Annotated in this window: 14 protein-coding genes and 1 pseudogene; 11 read left to right on the top strand and 4 right to left on the bottom strand. The window is 73.8% G+C overall.

What is annotated here, in order from left to right; all coding sequences use genetic code 11:
• The first annotated feature begins 51 nt into the window (after positions 1-51).
• Positions 52-1,320, top strand: a complete 1,269-nt coding sequence (locus IF37_RS0101080; protein ID WP_030734557.1) for an MFS transporter — start codon at positions 52-54, stop codon at positions 1,318-1,320.
• A gap of 76 nt (positions 1,321-1,396) precedes the next feature.
• Positions 1,397-1,960: a hypothetical protein gene (locus tag IF37_RS0101075; RefSeq protein ID WP_052844908.1), complete on the top strand. Its 564-nt coding sequence runs from the start codon at positions 1,397-1,399 to the stop codon at positions 1,958-1,960.
• A 50-nt stretch (positions 1,961-2,010) separates the two neighbouring features.
• Here the strand turns inward: IF37_RS0101075 and IF37_RS0101070 are convergent, their stop codons facing one another.
• The gene (locus IF37_RS0101070) at positions 2,011-2,928 is read right to left on the bottom strand and encodes a 2-hydroxyacid dehydrogenase (protein ID WP_253915592.1); all 918 of its coding nucleotides are present in this window, start codon (positions 2,926-2,928) and stop codon (positions 2,011-2,013) included.
• 581 nt (positions 2,929-3,509) lie between these two features.
• Between IF37_RS0101070 and IF37_RS0101065 the strand changes: the two genes are divergently transcribed.
• The 3 genes from IF37_RS0101065 to IF37_RS0101055 all read left to right on the top strand — a co-directional run bounded on the left by IF37_RS0101065 (position 3,510) and on the right by IF37_RS0101055 (position 7,828).
• Positions 3,510-4,778 (top strand): ATP-grasp domain-containing protein, encoded by a 1,269-nt coding sequence (locus IF37_RS0101065; protein WP_079165487.1) that lies wholly within the window; start codon positions 3,510-3,512, stop codon positions 4,776-4,778.
• Positions 4,779-4,804: 26 nt separating this feature from the next.
• On the top strand, positions 4,805-6,151 hold the full coding sequence (locus tag IF37_RS0101060) for a PLP-dependent aminotransferase family protein (protein ID WP_079165486.1): 1,347 nt from the start codon (positions 4,805-4,807) through the stop codon (positions 6,149-6,151).
• A 111-nt stretch (positions 6,152-6,262) separates the two neighbouring features.
• Positions 6,263-7,828, top strand: coding sequence for an APC family permease (locus IF37_RS0101055; RefSeq protein ID WP_052844907.1), 1,566 nt, complete (start codon positions 6,263-6,265; stop codon positions 7,826-7,828).
• Between the two features lie 124 nt (positions 7,829-7,952).
• On the opposite strand, the gene IF37_RS0101050 is transcribed toward IF37_RS0101055, so the two are convergent.
• Positions 7,953-9,053, bottom strand: coding sequence for a citrate synthase 2 (locus IF37_RS0101050; RefSeq protein ID WP_030734535.1), 1,101 nt, complete (start codon positions 9,051-9,053; stop codon positions 7,953-7,955).
• 175 nt (positions 9,054-9,228) lie between these two features.
• Between IF37_RS0101050 and pdxH the strand changes: the two genes are divergently transcribed.
• Both pdxH and IF37_RS0101040 read left to right on the top strand, forming a co-directional pair.
• Positions 9,229-9,915, top strand: coding sequence for a pyridoxamine 5'-phosphate oxidase (pdxH, locus tag IF37_RS0101045; protein ID WP_030734530.1), 687 nt, complete (start codon positions 9,229-9,231; stop codon positions 9,913-9,915).
• Positions 9,916-10,403: 488 nt separating this feature from the next.
• A complete protein-coding gene (locus tag IF37_RS0101040) occupies positions 10,404-11,828 on the top strand; it encodes a PAS domain-containing protein (protein ID WP_030734527.1) in 1,425 nt (474 codons plus the stop codon).
• A 41-nt stretch (positions 11,829-11,869) separates the two neighbouring features.
• Here IF37_RS0101040 and IF37_RS0101035 read toward each other — a convergent pair whose 3' ends face one another.
• On the bottom strand, positions 11,870-12,625 hold the full coding sequence (locus IF37_RS0101035; protein ID WP_030734523.1) for an SIS domain-containing protein: 756 nt from the start codon (positions 12,623-12,625) through the stop codon (positions 11,870-11,872).
• 233 nt (positions 12,626-12,858) lie between these two features.
• Here IF37_RS0101035 and IF37_RS0101030 point away from each other — a divergent pair, with 233 nt between their 5' ends.
• Positions 12,859-13,551 (top strand): metal-dependent transcriptional regulator, encoded by a 693-nt coding sequence (locus tag IF37_RS0101030; RefSeq protein WP_030734521.1) that lies wholly within the window; start codon positions 12,859-12,861, stop codon positions 13,549-13,551.
• Between the two features lie 274 nt (positions 13,552-13,825).
• On the top strand, positions 13,826-14,686 hold the full coding sequence (locus IF37_RS0101025) for an alpha/beta fold hydrolase (RefSeq protein ID WP_030734519.1): 861 nt from the start codon (positions 13,826-13,828) through the stop codon (positions 14,684-14,686).
• 51 nt (positions 14,687-14,737) lie between these two features.
• Here the strand turns inward: IF37_RS0101025 and IF37_RS0101020 are convergent, their stop codons facing one another.
• Positions 14,738-15,403 (bottom strand): bifunctional DNA primase/polymerase, encoded by a 666-nt coding sequence (locus IF37_RS0101020; RefSeq protein ID WP_030734517.1) that lies wholly within the window; start codon positions 15,401-15,403, stop codon positions 14,738-14,740.
• A gap of 265 nt (positions 15,404-15,668) precedes the next feature.
• Between IF37_RS0101020 and IF37_RS0101015 the strand changes: the two genes are divergently transcribed.
• Together IF37_RS0101015 and IF37_RS38890 are read left to right on the top strand one after the other, a co-directional pair.
• On the top strand, positions 15,669-17,054 hold the full coding sequence (locus tag IF37_RS0101015) for a hypothetical protein (protein ID WP_030734515.1): 1,386 nt from the start codon (positions 15,669-15,671) through the stop codon (positions 17,052-17,054).
• Between the two features lie 198 nt (positions 17,055-17,252).
• Positions 17,253-17,518: pseudogene (locus IF37_RS38890) on the top strand (hypothetical protein); the annotation flags it as partial.

Below are 17,518 nucleotides of genomic sequence, written 5' to 3'. Positions count from 1 at the left end.
GCCGGCGGGCGTGCTCACCGCCGCGATCCGGACGGAATGAGGAGACGGAGCATGGACAGTGCGGGAACTGACGGGCCGGACACGGCCCCGGCCGTGCCGCGCCCGCCGGGGCGGCCGCCGGCGCAGGAGACGTGGAGCAAGTTCTGGCTGCTGACCTCCGCGGCGTCGGTCTCCGAGCTGGGCAACACCTTCCTGCACCTGGCGATGCCGTGGACCATCCTGGCCAGTACCGGGTCCGCGCTGATGGCCGCGCTCAGCCTTGGCGTGCAGTACCTGCCGTTCGTCGCGTCGCCCCTGCTGGGCACGCTGATCGACGGCTACGAGCGCCGCATGGTCTTCATGGTCTCCGAACTGGCGCAGGGCCTGCTCATCGCCCTCACCCCGTTCCTGCTCATGGCGGGCCGGGTCGAACTCGTGCTGGTGGTCCTCCTGGTCGCCGGCTGCGGCACCGTGACCTCCAACCTGACCAGCGACTTCAGCCTGCTGCCCATGCTCGCGCCGGAGGACCGGCTCACCGAGGCGTACAGCAGGTTCGGCGCCGCCACGGAGCTGGCCCGCTGCGCCGGGCCCGCGGTCGCGGGCCTCGTCCTCGCCGGGGTCGGCGGGTACTGGGCGTTGTGGATCGACGCCGCGACCTTCCTGGTCACCGCGGCGGTCGCGGCCGTACTGCCGCCCGGTGAGAAGCCGGTCGTCGAACGCGGATTCCTGCGTATGCAGATCGAGGGCTTCCGGAGCTTCAGGAAGATCCGGGGCGTGCCACGGCTCACCGCGGTGCTCTCGGTGTACAACCTGGGCGCGGGCGCCGTACCGCCCGTCATCCTGGTCCTCGCCGCCGGCACCTGGGGCTGGTCCAGTGGCTGGGCGGGCGCGGTGCTGGCCGCCGGGGCGGGCGGCAGCGCCCTCGGCTCCTGGCTCGGCGGCCGGCTCCTGCCGGGCGCGCCGGCGGAGCGGCGCATCCGCTTCTGGTTCCTGGTGTGCGCCGTCGCCTCCGCCGCCCTCCTCGCCCCGTGGGAGGGGGTCGTGGTGGCGGGTTTCTGCGCCCTCATGGCCGGCGAGGGCGGCATGAACGTCACCACGAACGAATACCGCTTCCGGGCGATACCCGAGGAGGTCTCGGGCCGGGTCAACGCGGTGATGCGGGCCTTCATCCTGGGCGGTGCCGCCCTGTCCTCGGTGCTGCTCGGCTGGTCCGTGACATTGCCGGAACAGGTGCTGCGATTCGCTCCGGCCCTGGTCACGTCCGTCCTGGCGGTCCTGCTGTGGACGGCGGCGCGGAGCCTGCGCGGGGGCGGGCGGACCGACCCGGAGAGGACGGCCTAGGCCTGCGGGCCCCGAAGGGTGGTGTTGCCCCCGTGCCGCGCCACCGTCCTGACAGCACGTCGCGAGAGGAATGCGCATGCTCTACATGTTCGCCTTCGACAAGGTCGGCATCGTGGTGGGGGACCTGTACTTCGTCGATCCCGAACCGCTGAAGGGCCAGGAGAGCCCCGAGCACGGGGTCCGCCTGGAGCTGCGGCTGGTCGAGCAGGGCGAGCTGGTGGACTCCGTCTACGCCGCCTACCCGATCGCCGTGGACCGGCCGGTGTGGCGGGCCGACTTCCTGGAATCGGTCGACGGCAGGCCCGGGAGCTTCGACCGGACCCACCACCACCCCGCGTTCACCGGCTGGGACCCGGGCGACCGGGTGTTCGTCCGCGAGCTGTCCGCGGACCCGCTGGGCTGGCTGGGGGACCGGCTGGCCGATCTCGACGGCCTCCTGGAGACGGCCGGCTTCCCCGCCGGCACGGCCGGTCCGGACGATGCCGCGGAACTCCGCAGGGCGGCGCCCGAGATCGTGGACGCGACCCGCAGGCTGCTCGACCGGGTCCGGGCGGGCGAGCTGGGGAACCGGCCGGAGGGTCCGACGCCCGACCCCCTCCCGGGGCAGCAGCAGGCGCTGGTCCGCTCCGGCTGGCTGTGAGCCGCGCGGGGGCCGGTCACCGGACCCCGGACGGCCGGCCCCGCGGTCCGTCAGTAGCCCTCCGGGCCGATCACGTTGGCGAGCGGCGCACCGGTGGCGTAGCGGACCAGCTGGGCCCTGGCCAGGGCCATGGCCCTGGCCGGCGGTGTGCCGTTCGACCCCGCGGTGTGCGGCGTCAGCAGCAGCCCGGGAGCGGACCACAGCGGATGACCGGCCGGCAACGGCTCCGGGGCGGTCACGTCGAGTGCCGCGCACAGCCGGCCGCCGTACAACTCGGCGACCAGCGCGTCGGTGTCGACGAGGCCGCCGCGGCCGGCGTTCACCAGCAGGGCCCCGTCCGCCATCCGGCTCAGGAAGGCGGCGTCCACCAGGCCCGTGGTGGACGCGGTCAGCGGCAGCAGGAGGACCACGATGTCCGCCTCGGGCAGCAGCCCGGGCAGCTCGTCCACTCCGTGCACGCCCGCCCGCGCCCGGCGGGCCACGGCGGTGATCCGGGCGCCGAACCCGGTCAGGACCGGGGCGAGCGCCGAGCCGAGCGAGCCGTACCCGACGAGCAGCACGCGCTTGCCCTCCAGCGTGTCCGTGTGCGTGTAGTCCCAGCGTTCCTCGCGGCGGGCCCGCTCGAACCGGGGCAGCCGCAGCAGATGGGACAGGACGACACCGGTGACCCACTCGGCGACCGCACGGTCGTACGCGCCCCGGGCGTTGCACAGCACGACGCCTTCCGGCACGTACGGCCTGATCCACTCCACGCCGGCGGACTCGAGCTGCACCAGCCGCAGCCGGGGCAGCTCGGCGAACCGGGACAGCCGGTCGCCGCCGACCCCGTAGGGCGGGACGATCACCTCCACCGTGTCGGCCGACGCCGGGAGTTCGGCCTCTCCGCGCCACACGTCGGCCCGGAACCCCTCGGGGAGTCCGCCCATGAGGGCCTCGGAATCGGGAGCCGGCAGCCATACGGTGATCACGGCCGGCCTCCCCGCCGGGGCCCGGCCGCCTTGTCCGCCGTGCGCGGGGGAAATATTTCGGCAAATTCGGCAAAGGGGGATGCGGGGTTCCCCGGATTTTTCGGTGCCTGAAGATCCATGTACCGAACATTAGCGTTCCTTATGCGGGTGCCGCCATGTCACAGGGGGAGTCCGCGTCCGGGGATTTCCGTTCAAACAAGGCGGTTCCGGACGGCCGGGTAATGGTGCCCGTCCGGATTTCCGGGCAATAGCGCCAGCCGTTGACATGCCTTCGGGGCGCCGGTAAGAATCAGGCGGTGGAGAACTTGTCCGGTGCGGTCGGCAATCGTCCTCCGACGCATTCGCGGCAACTCCGCGTCCGGTCGCGGAATTCGTCCCTCCGATTCATTCCGGCCAGTAACCGCAATCCGTGAACGGCGCGGCTGTCCCCTCCCCGGACCGACCGGGGCCCCACGCACCGCCGCGTCCGGCAGCCGCCGTACGGCGTCCGGGCGCGCGGTGCCCCGTACCCGGAGCCGGTCCCGCGCCCACGGCCCGCCCCGCGTCCACAGCTCGTCTCCGTACAGACCGAAGGAACCGTCATGACAGAGCCGGCCGTCCAGACCCCGGAGCCCGACGCGCAGGACATGCCGGTCCTGCTGCTCGTCGGCAGCGGGTACCGCCCCTACCGCGAGTACATCCTGGCCGCGGTCTCGCGGCACTACCGGCTCTGGCTGCTGGACTCGGCCGAGGCGACCTGGCAGCTGGCGTACTGCGTCGGGGCCACCCGCGTCGACACCCGGGACGCGGACGCGGTGCGCGAGGCGGCGCTGTCCGTCGCCGGGACCCACCCGGTCGTGGGGGTCTTCACCTACGACGAGACGCAGGTCGTCTTCTGCGCCCGGCTCGCGCAGGACCTCGGGCTGCCCGGCAGCCCGCCCGAGACGCTCGCCAACTGCCGTGACAAGTCGGCCACGCGGGCCGTGCTCACCGCCGCCGGCGTGCCCCAGCCCGCGTCCTTCACCGTCACCACGGCCGAGGAGGCCCTCGAGGCGGCGGGGAAGATCGGCTACCCGGTCATCGTCAAGGCGCGTGCCATGGCCGCCAGTTTCGGCGTCGTCCGTGCGGACGGCCCCGCGGACATCGCCGCCGCCTTCGCCGCGGCCGACGGCGCCGACTTCATGAACCTGCCGAGATACCCGGCCAACGTCCTGGTGGAGGAGTTCCTGACGGGGCCGGAGATCAGTGTCGACGCCGTCATCCACGACGGCGAGGTCACCCCGACCGTCATCGCCCGCAAGCGGCTCGGCCTCGAACCGTACTTCGAGGAGACCGGCCATGACGTCGACGCGGGCGATCCGCTGTTCCAGGACGAGGAACTCCTCGGCCAGCTCCGCGACATCCACCGCGCCCTCGGCTTCGTCCACGGCGCCACCCACTCCGAGTTCAAGCTGACCCCCGCGGGCCCGCGCCTGGTGGAGGTCAACGCCCGGCTCGGCGGCGATCTCATCCCCTACCTCGGCACGCTGGCCACGGGCGTCGACCCCACGGTCGCCGCGGCGCACGCCGCGGCCGGCCGCAGGACCGACCTCACCCCGAAGCACCGCAAGGCCGCGGCCGTCCGGTTCCTGCTGCCCGAGGGGCACTGCCGGACCGTGGAGGTCGTCGTCCACGACGACCGGTTCGGACCGACGATCCACGAGACGGGCATCACCGTGGAGCCGGGGGACGAACTCGACCTGCCGCCCGCCGCGTTCCTCACCCGCTACGCCCACGTCATCGCGGTGGGGGACGAGGCGGGCCAGGTCCTGGAGGACCTCCGGGAGCCCGAGCGCCTGGTGGAGCTGCGTGCCGAGGCCCTGCCCGACTGATCCTCCGACGAGAACGGGGACCCCTCATGACCAGTGTTTCCGAGCAGCTCGACGGCACCGCGGCCCCGTCGTCCGCGGCGCTCGGCGACGTCCGGCTGGACACCGCCGGGCTGCACGCCTCGGTGAGCGATCCGACGCTGACGGCGATGACGCTGCTCAACGACATCGCCGGCCGGCACCCGGACGCCGTCTCCTTCGCCGCGGGCCGCCCGTACGAGGGTTTCTACGAGATCGCCGCGCTCGGCGACCACCTGGCCGCCTTCGAGCGGCACCTGGTGGACGAGCTGGGCCTCGGCCCCGAGGCCGTGCGGCGGACCTTCTTCCAGTACGGCCGCACCAAGGGGCTGATCCACCACCTCATCTCCCGGCACCTGGCGAACGACGAGCGGCTGGCCGTGGACCCCGAGTCGGTGCTGGTGACCACCGGCTGCCAGGAGGCGATGGTCCTGGTGCTGCGGGCGCTGCGCCGCGACGACCGCGACGTGGTCCTCGCCGCCTACCCCTCGTACGTCGGTTTCCTCGGCGCGGCCCGGCTCGTCGACATGCCCGTGCGACCGGTCGCGGAGGGGCCGGGCGGGATCGATCTGGCCGATCTGGCGGAACAGATCCGCCGCGCCCGGGCCGAGGGGCTGCGCCCGCGCGCCTGCTACGTGGTCCCCGACTTCGCCAACCCCAGCGGCGTCAGCATGTCGGAGGCCGACCGCCGCGGCCTGCTGGAGCTGGCCGCCCGGGAGGACGTCCTGGTGCTGGAGGACAACCCGTACTCGATGTTCCACGGGGGCGAGGGCCGGCTGCCCACCCTGAAGTCCCTGGACACCGGGCACCGCGTGGTCTATTTCGGGTCCTTCGCGAAGACCGCCTTCGCGGGGGCGCGCGTGGGCTACGTGGTGGCCGACCAGCCGATGACCGGCGGCGGACTCTTCGCCGACGAGCTGGCGAAACTCAAGAGCATGCTCACGCTCAACACGTCCACGGTCGCCCAGGCCGTCGTGGGCGGGTTCCTGCTGAGGAACGAGTGCAGCGTGGAGCGCGCCACCGTGCGGGAGGCCCAGGTCTACCGCGACAACCTGCGGACCGTGCTCACCGGCCTCCGCGGACACTTCGGCGAGGACGGCCCGCTGCGCGGGTCCGGGGTCTCGTGGAACCAGCCGGCGGGCGGCATGTTCGTCGTCGTCACCCTGCCCTTCCGCGCGGACGACGCCCTGCTCGAGTACTCCGCCGAGCGCTTCGGTGTGCTGTGGACACCCATGCACCACTTCTACGCGGGGGACGGCGGATCGCACCAGATCCGGCTGTCCTTCAGCGTCCTGTCGGCCGAGCTGATCGACGTGGGGCTCGGCCGGCTGGCCGCGCTCGTCGCCGACCGCGCCTGATCCGACGCGCACGACCATCCGATCGCCACACCCTGGGGGAGACAACGTGGTACCGCAGACACCCAGATCCGTCATGCCCCGCCCCGGCGGAACGAGCCGTGGAGGAGCGGCGTGACGGCCACCGCGCCAGGACCCGGGACCCGGCCGAGGACCGGCCAGGACGGCAGCCTCCGGCGCGAGCTGGGCTTCCGGAGCCTGACGGGTGTGGCGTTCGGCGGCATCATCGGCTCCGGCTGGCTCTTCGGCTCCTTCTACGGAGCCCAGGCCGCGGGCCCCGCGGCGGTGATCTCGTGGGTGATCGGCGGTGCCGCGCTGACCCTGATCGCCCTGGTCCTCATCGAGCTGGGCGCCGGCAGCCCGGAGGCCGGCGGCATGGTGCGGTGGCCGCTGCTGGCGAACGGACCGCTCGCGGGCACGCTCATCGGCTGGTCCATGCTCCTCGCGGTCGCCAGCACGATGGCCGCCCAGGCCTCCGCCATCGTGCAGTACGCGAACCGGTACCTGCCGGGGGTGTACGAGGACGACGCGCTGACCGTCAGGGGCCGGCTGGCCGGAGCGGCGCTGCTGCTGTCGCTGGTCGTCCTCAACTGGTTCGGGGTCAGACTCTTCGCCCGGCTGAACCTGCTGGTCACCGTGGTCAAGCTGGCCGTGCCGCTGCTCACGGTCGTGGCGCTGCTGCTGTCGAGCTTCCACCCCGGGAACGTCTCGGCGGGCGGTGGTTTCGCCCCCTACGGGTGGTCGGCCCCGCTGACCGCGATCGCGAGCGCGGGCATCGTCTACGCCATCGACGGCTTCGCCTCCCCGATCGAACTGTCCGCCGAGGCCAAGAACCCCCGGCGGGACATACCCCGCGCGGTGCTGACCGCCATCGGGCTCTCCGTGCTCCTGCACGTCGTGCTCCAGCTGACCTTCGTCTTCGCCGTGCCGACGGAGAGCCTCGGCTCCGGCTGGCGCGGACTGACCTTCGCCTCCCCCTTCGGCGAGCTGGCGCTGCTGCTCAACCTCGGCTGGCTGGCCACGGTCATCTACGCCGACGCCGTGTTCTCGCCCGGCGGCTCCACGTACGTGACGGTCGCCGCGGGCAGCCGGGAGACCTACGCGGTGGCCAGGAACGAGGCGCTGCCGCGGCGCTTCTCCGCCGTGTCGGAGCGATCGGGCGTGCCGCGGAACGCCATGGCCCTCAACTACGTCCTGAGCCTGGTCGTCCTGCTGCCGTCCAGCGGGTGGCGCGACATCATCACCGTCGTCGGCGCGCTGGCCCTCCTCGGTTACTCGCTGTGCTCCGTGGCCGCGGGCACGTTCCGCGTCGCCGCCCCCGAGCGGCTGGCGGGCTGGGTCCGCGGCCTGGGATGGATCGCGCCGGCCGGCTTCGTGGTCGCCTCGGAGCTGGTGTACTGGTCCGCCTGGGAGAACCTGCGGATGGCGCTGCCCGAGCTGCTGGCCGCCGTGCTGGTCTTCGCCGTACTGCGCCGCGGCCGGCTCGACGTCAAGGCCGAACTGCGCACCGGTGCCTGGCTCCTCGGCTACCTCGTGTGGCTGCTGCTGCTGTCGGCCCTCGGCACCTTCGGAGGCTCGGGCGCCATCCCGGCGCCCTGGGACACGGTGCTGGTGGCCCTGTGCGCCCTGGGCACCTACCGGTGGGGCGTGTCCTCGGGCGTGGCGTACCTGCGGCGCTGACCGCACCGCGCGCGCGTCACCCCGCCGCGGGGGGCACCGGGTCCTCCCGGTGCCCCCCGCGGCGCCGTTCCCGCACGCCCCGGCGCCGCCCGGCACCACCACCGGCCCGGCCGGGGCGCTCCGCTCAGCGGGCGATGTCCGCGAACCCGGGGATGTCCTCCGGCCGTCGCGCCCCCGGCCCCACGTACCGGGCCGAGGGCCGCACCAGACGCCCCGTCCGCTTCTGCTCCAGGATGTGCGCCGACCACCCGGCGGTCCGGGCACACGTGAACATCGACGTGAACATGTGCGCCGGCACCTCGGCGAAGTCCAGCATGATCGCGGCCCAGAACTCCACGTTGGTGGCCAGCACCCGGTCCGGCCGCCGGTTGTGCAGCTCCTCCAGCGCGGCCTTCTCCAGCGCCTCGGCCACCTCGAACCGCGGCGCCCCCAGCTCCCGCGCCGTCCGCCGCAGCACCCGCGCCCGCGGGTCCTCGGCCCGGTACACCCGGTGCCCGAAGCCCATCAGCCGCTCACCGCGGTCCAGGGTCCGCTTGACGTACGCCTCCGCGTCGCCCGTCCGCTCGATCTCCTCGATCATGCCCAGCACCCGGGACGGCGCACCGCCGTGCAGCGGCCCGGACATCGCGCCCACCGCGCCCGACAGCGCGGCGGCGACGTCCGCGCCGGTGGAGGCGATCACCCGGGCCGTGAACGTCGACGCGTTCATGCCGTGCTCGGCGGCGGACGTCCAGTAGGCGTCCACGGCCGCCACGTGCCTGGGGTCCGGCTCCCCGCGCCAGCGGATCATGAACCGCTCGACCACCGAGTTCGCCTTGTCGATCTCGCGCTGCGGCACCATCGGCAGCCCCTGCCCGCGCGCGGACTGGGCGACGTACGACAGCGCCATCACGGCGGCCCGCGCCAGGTCCTCCCGGGCCTGCCGCACATCGATGTCCAGCAGCGGCCGCAGCCCCCACACGGGGGCGAGCATGGCGAGCGCGGACTGCACGTCCACGCGGATGTCACCGGAGTGCACCGGGATCGGGAACGGCTCGGCGGGCGGCAGCCCCGGATTGAAGGCCCCGTCGACCAGCAGCCCCCACACGTTCCCGAACGAGACGTGACCGACGAGATCCTCGATGTCGACGCCCCGGTACCGCAGGGCGCCGCCCTCCTTGTCCGGCTCGGCGATCTCCGTCTCGAACGCGACGACTCCCTCGAGCCCGGGTACGAAATCGGACATCAGGCGGCTCCTCGTGAAGTGCGGGCGGCGGTCACCCCGGTGATGCCCCGAACTGCCGGCGGTCACCCGTGGTCAACCCAACCGCAAAGGGACCAGCACGATAACCCCCGGTGCCACAGTTGGGGAGACCACGCGACACTGAGTGCCATAGCGTTCGATACGGCAAGATGACCGCGTGACCGACCGCGACCCGTCCCTGGACCCCGTGCTCGACCCGGCCGCCATGCGCAAGCAGTACCGGGCCGACGGCCTCACCGAACAGGACCTCGCCAGCCACCCGATGGACCAGTTCTCCCGCTGGTTCGAGGACGCCGCGCGGGCGGCGCTGCACGGCACGCTCTACGAGCCCAACGCGATGGTCGTCTCCACGGCGGACGCGACGGGCCGCCCCAGCTCCCGCACGGTCCTGATGAAGCACTACGACACCGACGGCTTCGTCTTCTACACCAACTACGGCTCCCGCAAGGCCCGTGACCTCGGGGAGAACCCGCACGTCGCGCTGCTCTTCCCGTGGCACCCGCTGGCCCGCCAGGTCATCGTCACCGGCACCGCCCGGCGCACCGGCCGCGACGAGACCGCCGCCTACTTCCGCACCCGCCCGCACGGCTCCCAGCTGGGCGCCTGGGCGAGCGCCCAGTCCACGGTGATCGCCTCCCGCACCGAACTGGACACGGCCTACGCGGCCCTGGAGACCCGCTACCCGCAGGACGAACAGGTCCCGGTCCCGCCGCACTGGGGAGGCTTCCGCGTCGCCCCCGAGACGATCGAGTTCTGGCAGGGCCGCGCCAACCGCCTGCACGACCGCCTGCGCTACGTCACCCGGCCCGACGGCACCTGGAGGGTCGAGCGGCTCAGCCCCTGAGGACGCAGACGACCCGCGGGCTGGGTTCCTCGAAGAGGAGCCGGCCGGACGTGCCGGCAGCCCGCGGGTCGGGTGACTGCTTGAGATTGGGCCGGCTGCACGCGTCGCGTGCGGGTCCGGCACCGCACATGGTGTGGTGACGGGCCGCTAGCCCGCAGCCACCTCACGCGTCCGGTTGTCATACATCTGCCGAACCACCTCCCTTCTCGTGTACCCCACACCCTAGGAAGCGTCCGAGGACCGCTCAACTGTTTTTTCCGGCACGTCCTGCCCGCCGCCCCCCGGCGCGGGCTCGCGGCCGGTACGTCCTGGGCGGGGAGTGGGAGGAGTGGGTGGACCTGCGGCTCCCGCCGGACGGCCGGGCGTATTGATCTTGGCAATCTTGCGGGAACAGTATGTGGGGTGCGTCACGTTCCAGTTGAATGAAGGCCAGTGAGCGAATCGAGCGCCGTACACATGTGCGCTGACGCAGCCTCCAGGGGGTCCAGGTGAGTGCTTCGCGGCGGAGTGGGACCACGGACGAGCTGGGGCCGGACGAGCCCGGCGAGCCGGGCTCGGACCTGCTCGCCGCCCTGCTCGACGGGATGGACGCGGCGCTGTGCGCGTTCGACGCCGACGGGGTCGTCACGCACTGGAACCGGGAGGCCGAGCGCATCCTCGGCTGGACGGCCGCCGAGGCCGTCGGACGGCACGGGTTCGCCGGCTGGGCGGTGCGCAGCGCCGACGCCGAGGAGGTGCAGGCGCGGCTGCTGTCGGCGATGCACGCGCCGGGCCGGCAGGTGCACGAGTTCGCGCTGGTGACCAAGGACGGCGGGCGGGTGCTGGTGCGCACGCAGTCCGCCGCGGTGCGCGGGCCCGAGGGGAAGCCCGCCGGGGTGTACTGCGCGTTCAGCGAGGTGCACGCGCAGATCGACCTGGAGCGGTCGATCGCGCTGAGCGAGGCGCTGTTCGAGGACGCGGCCTGGGGCGTGGTGCTCGTCGACGCCGATCTGCGGCCCGCCGTCGTGAACGCGTACGCGGCCCGGGCGCTGGGGGTCGGACGGACCTCGGCGCTCGGCCGGCCGCTGGGCGAGCTGCTGGCGCGGGGCGTGGAGGAGCTGGAGGCCGCGCTGACGCACGTGCTGGCCGAGGGCGCGCCGCCCGCGCCCGCCGAGATGTGGGTGGCGGTGCGGACGCCGGAGGGCGAGCGGCGGCGCTGCTGGCGGAGCGGGTTCCTGCGGCTGGCCTCGCCGCTCGCGGAGGAGCCGGTGCCGCTGGGCGTGGCCTGGCTGTTCCAGGACGTCACGGAGGCCCGGCAGGGGCAGCAGGAGGCGGCCCTGCTGCGGTTCCGGTCCAACCAGCTGCACCGCGCGGCCCGGGCCGCCGCCGAGTGCGAGGACCCGGCGGAGGCGGTCACCGTCCATCTGGACTTCGCCCTCGCCGGCTTCGCCGACCACGCCCTCATCGACCGGCTGGCGGACGCCCCGAGCGCGGGGGCGGACGCGGAGAGCGTCGGGCGCGGGGCGGAGGAGGGTCCGGTGCGGCTGGTACGGCTCGCCGCCACGCCCGCCGGGGCACCGGGGCCGAGCCTGCTGACGGGCGCGGCCGGGCTGCCGGTGTGCTACCCGGACGGGCACCCGGCGCTCCAGAGCGTGCGGCGGGCCGGGTCCGTGCGCGCGGACGCCGGTTCGGTGTCGGCCGAGCGGGCGCGGGAGTGGGCGCTGGAGCGGCAGTGGCCCGGCGACGCGGTGTACGCGCTGTGCGCGGTGCTGCGCAGCCGGGGGCGGACGCTGGGTGTGGTGACCTTCCTGCGCGGCGTCGGCCGCAGCCGGTTCGAGCGGTCCGACACGGCCTACGCGGAGGACGTGGCGGCCCGGATCGCGACGGCGCTGGACCTGGCGGAGACGGCGGCCGGGCGGGACGCCTCCCGGTAGCCGGACCGGCCGGTCCGGCGGCGGCGGGAGACGCGGCCGGTTCAGCGGCGGTAGAAGATCCGGTCGCCGTACTCCGTCATCACCCGGCCGTTCCACTCGTGACCGCCGTCGACGTTGCCGGAGCGCAGCAGCGGGGGTTCGATGCCGCGGTCGGCGAGGGCGGCGGCGGTGGTCGCCATGACGGCCTGCATCAGGGCGGTGGTGACGACCGTGGAGGCGGGGGCGAAGGGCGCCGGGATGGTGTCCAGGGTGAGTTCAGCGTCGCCGACGGCGATCTTCGAGTCGAGGACGACGTCGCAGTGGTCCTTGAGGAAGGTGCCGGAGGCGTGCCGGGACGTCGTCTCGGTGGCGTACGCCACCGAGGTCATCCCGATGACCTTCAGACCGCGGGCGCGGGCGCCCAGGGCCATCTCCACGGGCAGGGCGTTGCGGCCGGAGAGGGAGATGATCACGAGGGCGTCGCCGGTGCGGACGGGGGAGGTGTCGAGGACGGCCGAGGCGAGGCCGTCGACCCGCTCGAGGGCGGAGCCGAGGGTGGCGGGGGTGACGTCGACGCCGACGACACCGGGGACGGCGAGCAGGTTCATCAGGGCGAGGCCGCCGGCGCGGTAGACGACGTCCTGCGCGGCCAGCGAGGAGTGCCCGGCGCCGAAGGCGAACAGGCGCCCGCCGGAGGCGACGGTGTCGGCGAGCAGGGTGCCGGCCGCGGTGATCGCTTCGGCCTCCTCGTCGCGGACCCGTTGCAGCAGGCCGATGGCGGCGTCGAAGAACAGGTCGGCAGGCGTGCCGTCGCTCATGCGGTGCCCCTTCGCAGCGTCTGTGTCGCGGATCACGGTGCGGTCTGGACCATCGCGGTGTCAATACGGCCGGGCGGGTCGGTGCCGGTGCCGCCGGGGAGCGTGAGGCGTCCTGGGCCTGCCGTTTCCCCGGTGTTCTCGCGGTGCCGCCCGGTTGTCGGTGGGATCCGGCAGAATTGAGTCAGGGCCAGCGCACGCGCCGGGCTGCCGGCTGAGGTAATCGAGGGGCACGTATGTCCGGACTGATCGACACCACGGAGATGTATCTCCGCACCATCCTCGAGCTCGAAGAGGAAGGCGTCGTCCCCATGCGCGCCCGCATCGCGGAGCGGCTGGACCAGAGTGGGCCGACGGTGAGCCAGACGGTGGCGCGGATGGAGCGCGACGGTCTGGTGTCCGTGGCCAGCGACCGGCACCTGGAGCTGACCGAGGAGGGGCGCCGGCTGGCGACGCGTGTGATGCGCAAGCACCGGCTGGCCGAATGCCTGCTGGTGGACGTGATCGGGCTGGAGTGGGAGCAGGTGCACGCGGAGGCCTGCCGCTGGGAGCACGTGATGAGCGAGGCGGTGGAGCGGCGGGTGCTGGAGCTGCTGCGGCACCCGACCGAGTCGCCGTACGGCAACCCGATCCCGGGCCTTGAGGAGCTGGGCGAGAAGGACGGGGCGGACCCGTTCCTCGACGAGGGCATGGTCTCGCTGGCCGACCTGGACGCGGGGGCGGACGGCAAGACGGTCGTCGTCCGCCGGATCGGCGAGCCGATCCAGACGGACGCCCAGTTGATGTACACGCTGCGGCGGGCGGGTGTGCAGCCCGGCTCGGTGGTGAGCGTGACGGAGTCGCCGGGCGGTGTGCTGGTGGGCAGCGGCGGCGAGGCGGCCGAGCTGGAGGCGGACGTCGCCTCGCACGTGTTCGTCGCCAAGCGCTGAGACGGGAAGGGGCCCCGGCGCCGTGCGGCGCCGGGGCCTGTCCTCCCCTGTGCTGACCCGGAGCCCCGAGCTCTCAGGGTCATCCCCCACGGACCGGCTTTTCCCCGAGCGGTCCGCCTCTCGCCTGTAGAGATCCCCTCCGATGCGGCGATCATTCACGGAGAGGTGTCACTCGAACGAGCGGTGTTGTCGGCGGAGACCGTATTTTCGAATAAGCATTCGATAATCTGAGGCTGGACGACGCGGCAAGCGGAGCTTGGGGGGTGCCAGGCCGATGGCACGGCGTATCGATGTGACGGGAGCGGACGGGGTGCGCCTGGCCGCCTGGGAGTACGCCGGCCCGCCGGAAGCGGAGGCGGAATCCGGCGCTCCGGGCGCGCTGCTGCTGCACGGTCTGATGGGCCGCGCCTCCCACTGGGCGGCCACCGCCCGCTGGCTCTCGGGGCGCCACCGTACGGTCGCGCTCGACCAGCGCGGGCACGGCGGGAGCGAGAAACCCGGGCCGGCCGCGTACAGCCGCGCGGCCTACGTCGGGGACGCCGAGGCCGCCGTCGAACAGCTCGGCCTCGGCCCCGTCCTGCTCATCGGCCACGCCATGGGCGCGCTGACCGCCTGGCAGCTCGCCGCCAAGCGCCCCGACCTGGTGCGCGGCCTGGTCATCTGCGACATGCGGGCCTCCGCGCTCGGCGCGGCCTCGCAGCGCGCGTGGGCCGAGTGGTTCCGCTCCTGGCCCGTGCCCTTCGCCGGCCCGGCCGGCGTGCGCGAGTGGTTCGGCGCGGACGACCCGTGGCTGGAGCGCCCCGACCCGGTGCGCGGAGCGTTCTTCGCCGAGGTGATGCGAGAGGCCGAGGACGGCTGGCGGCCGGTGTTCGACCCGGAGCAGATGCTCAGCTCCCGTGCGGCGTGGGTGTACGACGCGCACTGGGAGGAGCTGGCACAGGTGCGCTGTCCCACGCTGGTGGTGCGCGGGGTGGACGGTGAGCTGGGCCGGGCGGAGGCGCAGGAGATGGTGCGGGTGCTGCCGCGGGGGGAGTACGCGGAGGTCGCGGACGGGGGGCACCTCGCCCACTACGGCCTGCCGGCGGCTTGGCAGGCAGCCGTCACACCGTTCGTCGACTCGCTGCCCGAACGCTGACCGCCCACCCACACCCACCTGCGCCCGGCGGGCGGTTCGCGAGCGGGTCGGTCACCGGTCCCTTCCGCAGGCGTAGGCCAGGGGTGGGATCAGTTCCTCCGTGTCCGGCAGCCAGCGGTTGGCCGGGGTGGGGCGGCAGACCCACTGGACGGCACCCCGGGAGCCGAACCGCGTGGGCGGCGCCGCCACGTACCCGCCCTCGCCCAGCGCCACCAGGTCCAGGGACGGCAGCGACCACCCGAGCCCCCGCACCAGCCCCGCCACCTTCGCCGACGCCCCCGGCAGCACCAGGAACTGCATCCGCCGGTCCGGGGTCAGGGTGACCGGCCCGAGCGTCAGCTCCAGCCGCTCCATCCGGGCCAGTGCCAGGAAGCCCGCGCTCTCCGGGACGGACAGCGCGTCGAAGGTCCGTCCCGTCGGCAGCAGGATCGACGCGGTCGGCTGCTTCTGCCACATCCGGCGCACGGTGGTCGCACTGCCGGTCGCCTGGGTCGCCCAGTCGGGGCGCGCGGGGTGCGCACCCGGCGCAGGGCAGGCGGCGTCGCCGCACGAGCAGCGCTGCGTCCCGCCGGCGGTTTCCAGCCAGGTGCCCGGGACCACGTCCCAGTGCCGTTCCTCGGCGTACCGCACGGCCGCCTCCAGCGGTGTTTCCCCGCGCTGCTGCGGAATGTGACCCGAAATCCGAGTGTTCCGGGCGCCCGCGATCGTCTCTTCCACGCTCACTCAACTCCCGCACCCACCCCTGGTTACGGGCCCGGGCGCGCGCGGGGAGGAGCATCGATTCGCCAGTCAGGGCGCATGGGGGCACGGCCGGGGGCGCGCGGGAGGAGGCGGGGTGGGAGATGGGTAGCCAGAGATGAGGGTGGCATCAGCCTTTACCCCGGCAAATCGCACATGTCACGCATTGACGGTATGTCGTCTGGGCAGTGATCTTCCGCCTGGAACCGCACGTTCCAGGGGACCGCAACGCAGGGGGTAGCACATGGCCGCAAGGCCTCTCGTGGCGAGGCAGCCGAACGAACGGTTGCAGGCACTCATCCAGGAAGCGGGGTGCTCGAACGCCGGGCTGGCCCGGCGGGTCAACATGTGCGGTGCCGAGCACGGCCTCGACCTGCGCTACGACAAGACGTCCGTGGCCCGCTGGCTGCGCGGCCAGCAGCCCCGGGGCCGGGCCCCGGCGATCATCGCCGAGGCGCTCGGGCGCAAGCTCGGCCGTACGGTCACGATCGACGAGATCGGCATGGCCAACGGCAAGAACCTCGCCTCGGGGGTCGGTCTCCAGTTCTCGCCGACGGTACTGGGGGCCATCGAGCAGGTCTGCGAGCTGTGGCGCAGCGACGTGGGGCGCCGGGACTTCCTGTCCGGCTCCTCCGTCGCCGCCTCCGCGCTGGTCGAGCCCAGCCGGGACTGGCTGATCTCGGCGCCGGACGCCCAGGTGGCCCGGCAGGCGGGCCCGCGCGTGGGCCAGGCGGACGTGGCCGCCGTACGGTCCATGACCCAGGCGCTGACGGACCTCGACCACCAGTACGGCAGCGGGCACGTGCGTCCGGTCGTCGTCCACTACCTCAACAGCGTCGTCTCCGGGCTGCTCGCGGGCTCCTACCGGGAGGCGGTCGGCCGGGAACTCTTCGCCGCCGTCGCCCGGTTGACCGAGCTGGCCGGGTACATGGCCGTCGACACCGGCCAGCCGGGCCTGGCCCAGCGCTACTACATCCAGTCGCTGCGGCTCGCGCAGGCCGCCGGGGACCGCGGGTACGGCGGGTACGTCCTCGCCGCCTCCATGAGCCACCTGGCCGCCCAGCTCGGCAACCCGCGCGAGATCGCCCAGTTGGCTCGGGCGGCGCAGGAGGGCGCACGGGGGCAGGTGACCCCGCGCGTGGAGGCGATGTTCCACGCCGCCGAGGCCCGCGGGCACGCCCTGCTCGGTGACGCGCGCGCCGCGCAGGCGGCCGGCGGCCGGGCGGTCGGCGCGATGGAGCGGGCCGACGGCGGTGCCGGGGACGACCCGGCGTGGATCGCGCACTTCGACGAGGCGTACCTCGCCGACGAGTTGGCGCACTGCCACCGCGACCTCGGGCAGGCCGAGCAGGCGGCGCGGTACGCCGAGCAGTCACTGGCCGGGCATCCCGAGTCCCGGGCCCGGCGGCGCGCCATCGGCTATGTGCTGCTCGCCACGGCCCAGGTGCAGCAGCGCGAGATCGAGCAGGCGTGCAACACCGGTATGCGGGCGGTGGAGTTGCTGGAGACACTGCGCTCGAACCGGGGCGCGGAGTACCTGGACGACCTCCAGCAGCGCCTGGAGCCCTTCCGGGACGAGGCGGTGGTGCGGGAGTTCGGGGCGCGCCTCGATCTCCGGCAGGCCGCCTGAACCCGGGCCCCGCGGCCCGGGGCCGGGACGGAGGGGCACCCGCCGCGCGCCGGGTGCCGGGGCCGCCGGACGGCGGGGCGGAGCTGTAATCGCCGTCACAGCAAGGAAGATCACGCCTTGAGCTGCGTGGCACCCGGCTCGGGGGACCCGGTAGCGTGAGCCGACGATTCACAAGGTCCCCCATTGGTAGGAGTCCCGGTGACGCAGAGTGGACAGGGCGAGGAGCCCTCGGCGCGGCCCGCGCGCGAAGGCATCGTGCTGCCCTCCGACGGAGGCGAGCCCCTGCTGCCGGGCATGACCGCCACGCCCGCCCCCGCCGGCCCGGCCGGCGGCCAGGGCTGGGGCGGTTCCTGGGGCCCCGGGCAGCAGGCGCCCCAGCCGGGCCAGGACTGGCCCCGGGAGGCGGCCCCGCAGTGGGGCACCCACGGCGGCCTGGGGCAGCAGCCCCCGGCCGCGGCGGGCCC

The organism is Streptomyces sp. NRRL S-31 (assembly GCF_000718775.1).
In the GTDB taxonomy this organism is placed as follows: Bacteria; Actinomycetota; Actinomycetes; order Streptomycetales; family Streptomycetaceae; genus Streptomyces.
This window is presented reverse-complemented; position numbering and strand designations above follow the sequence as displayed.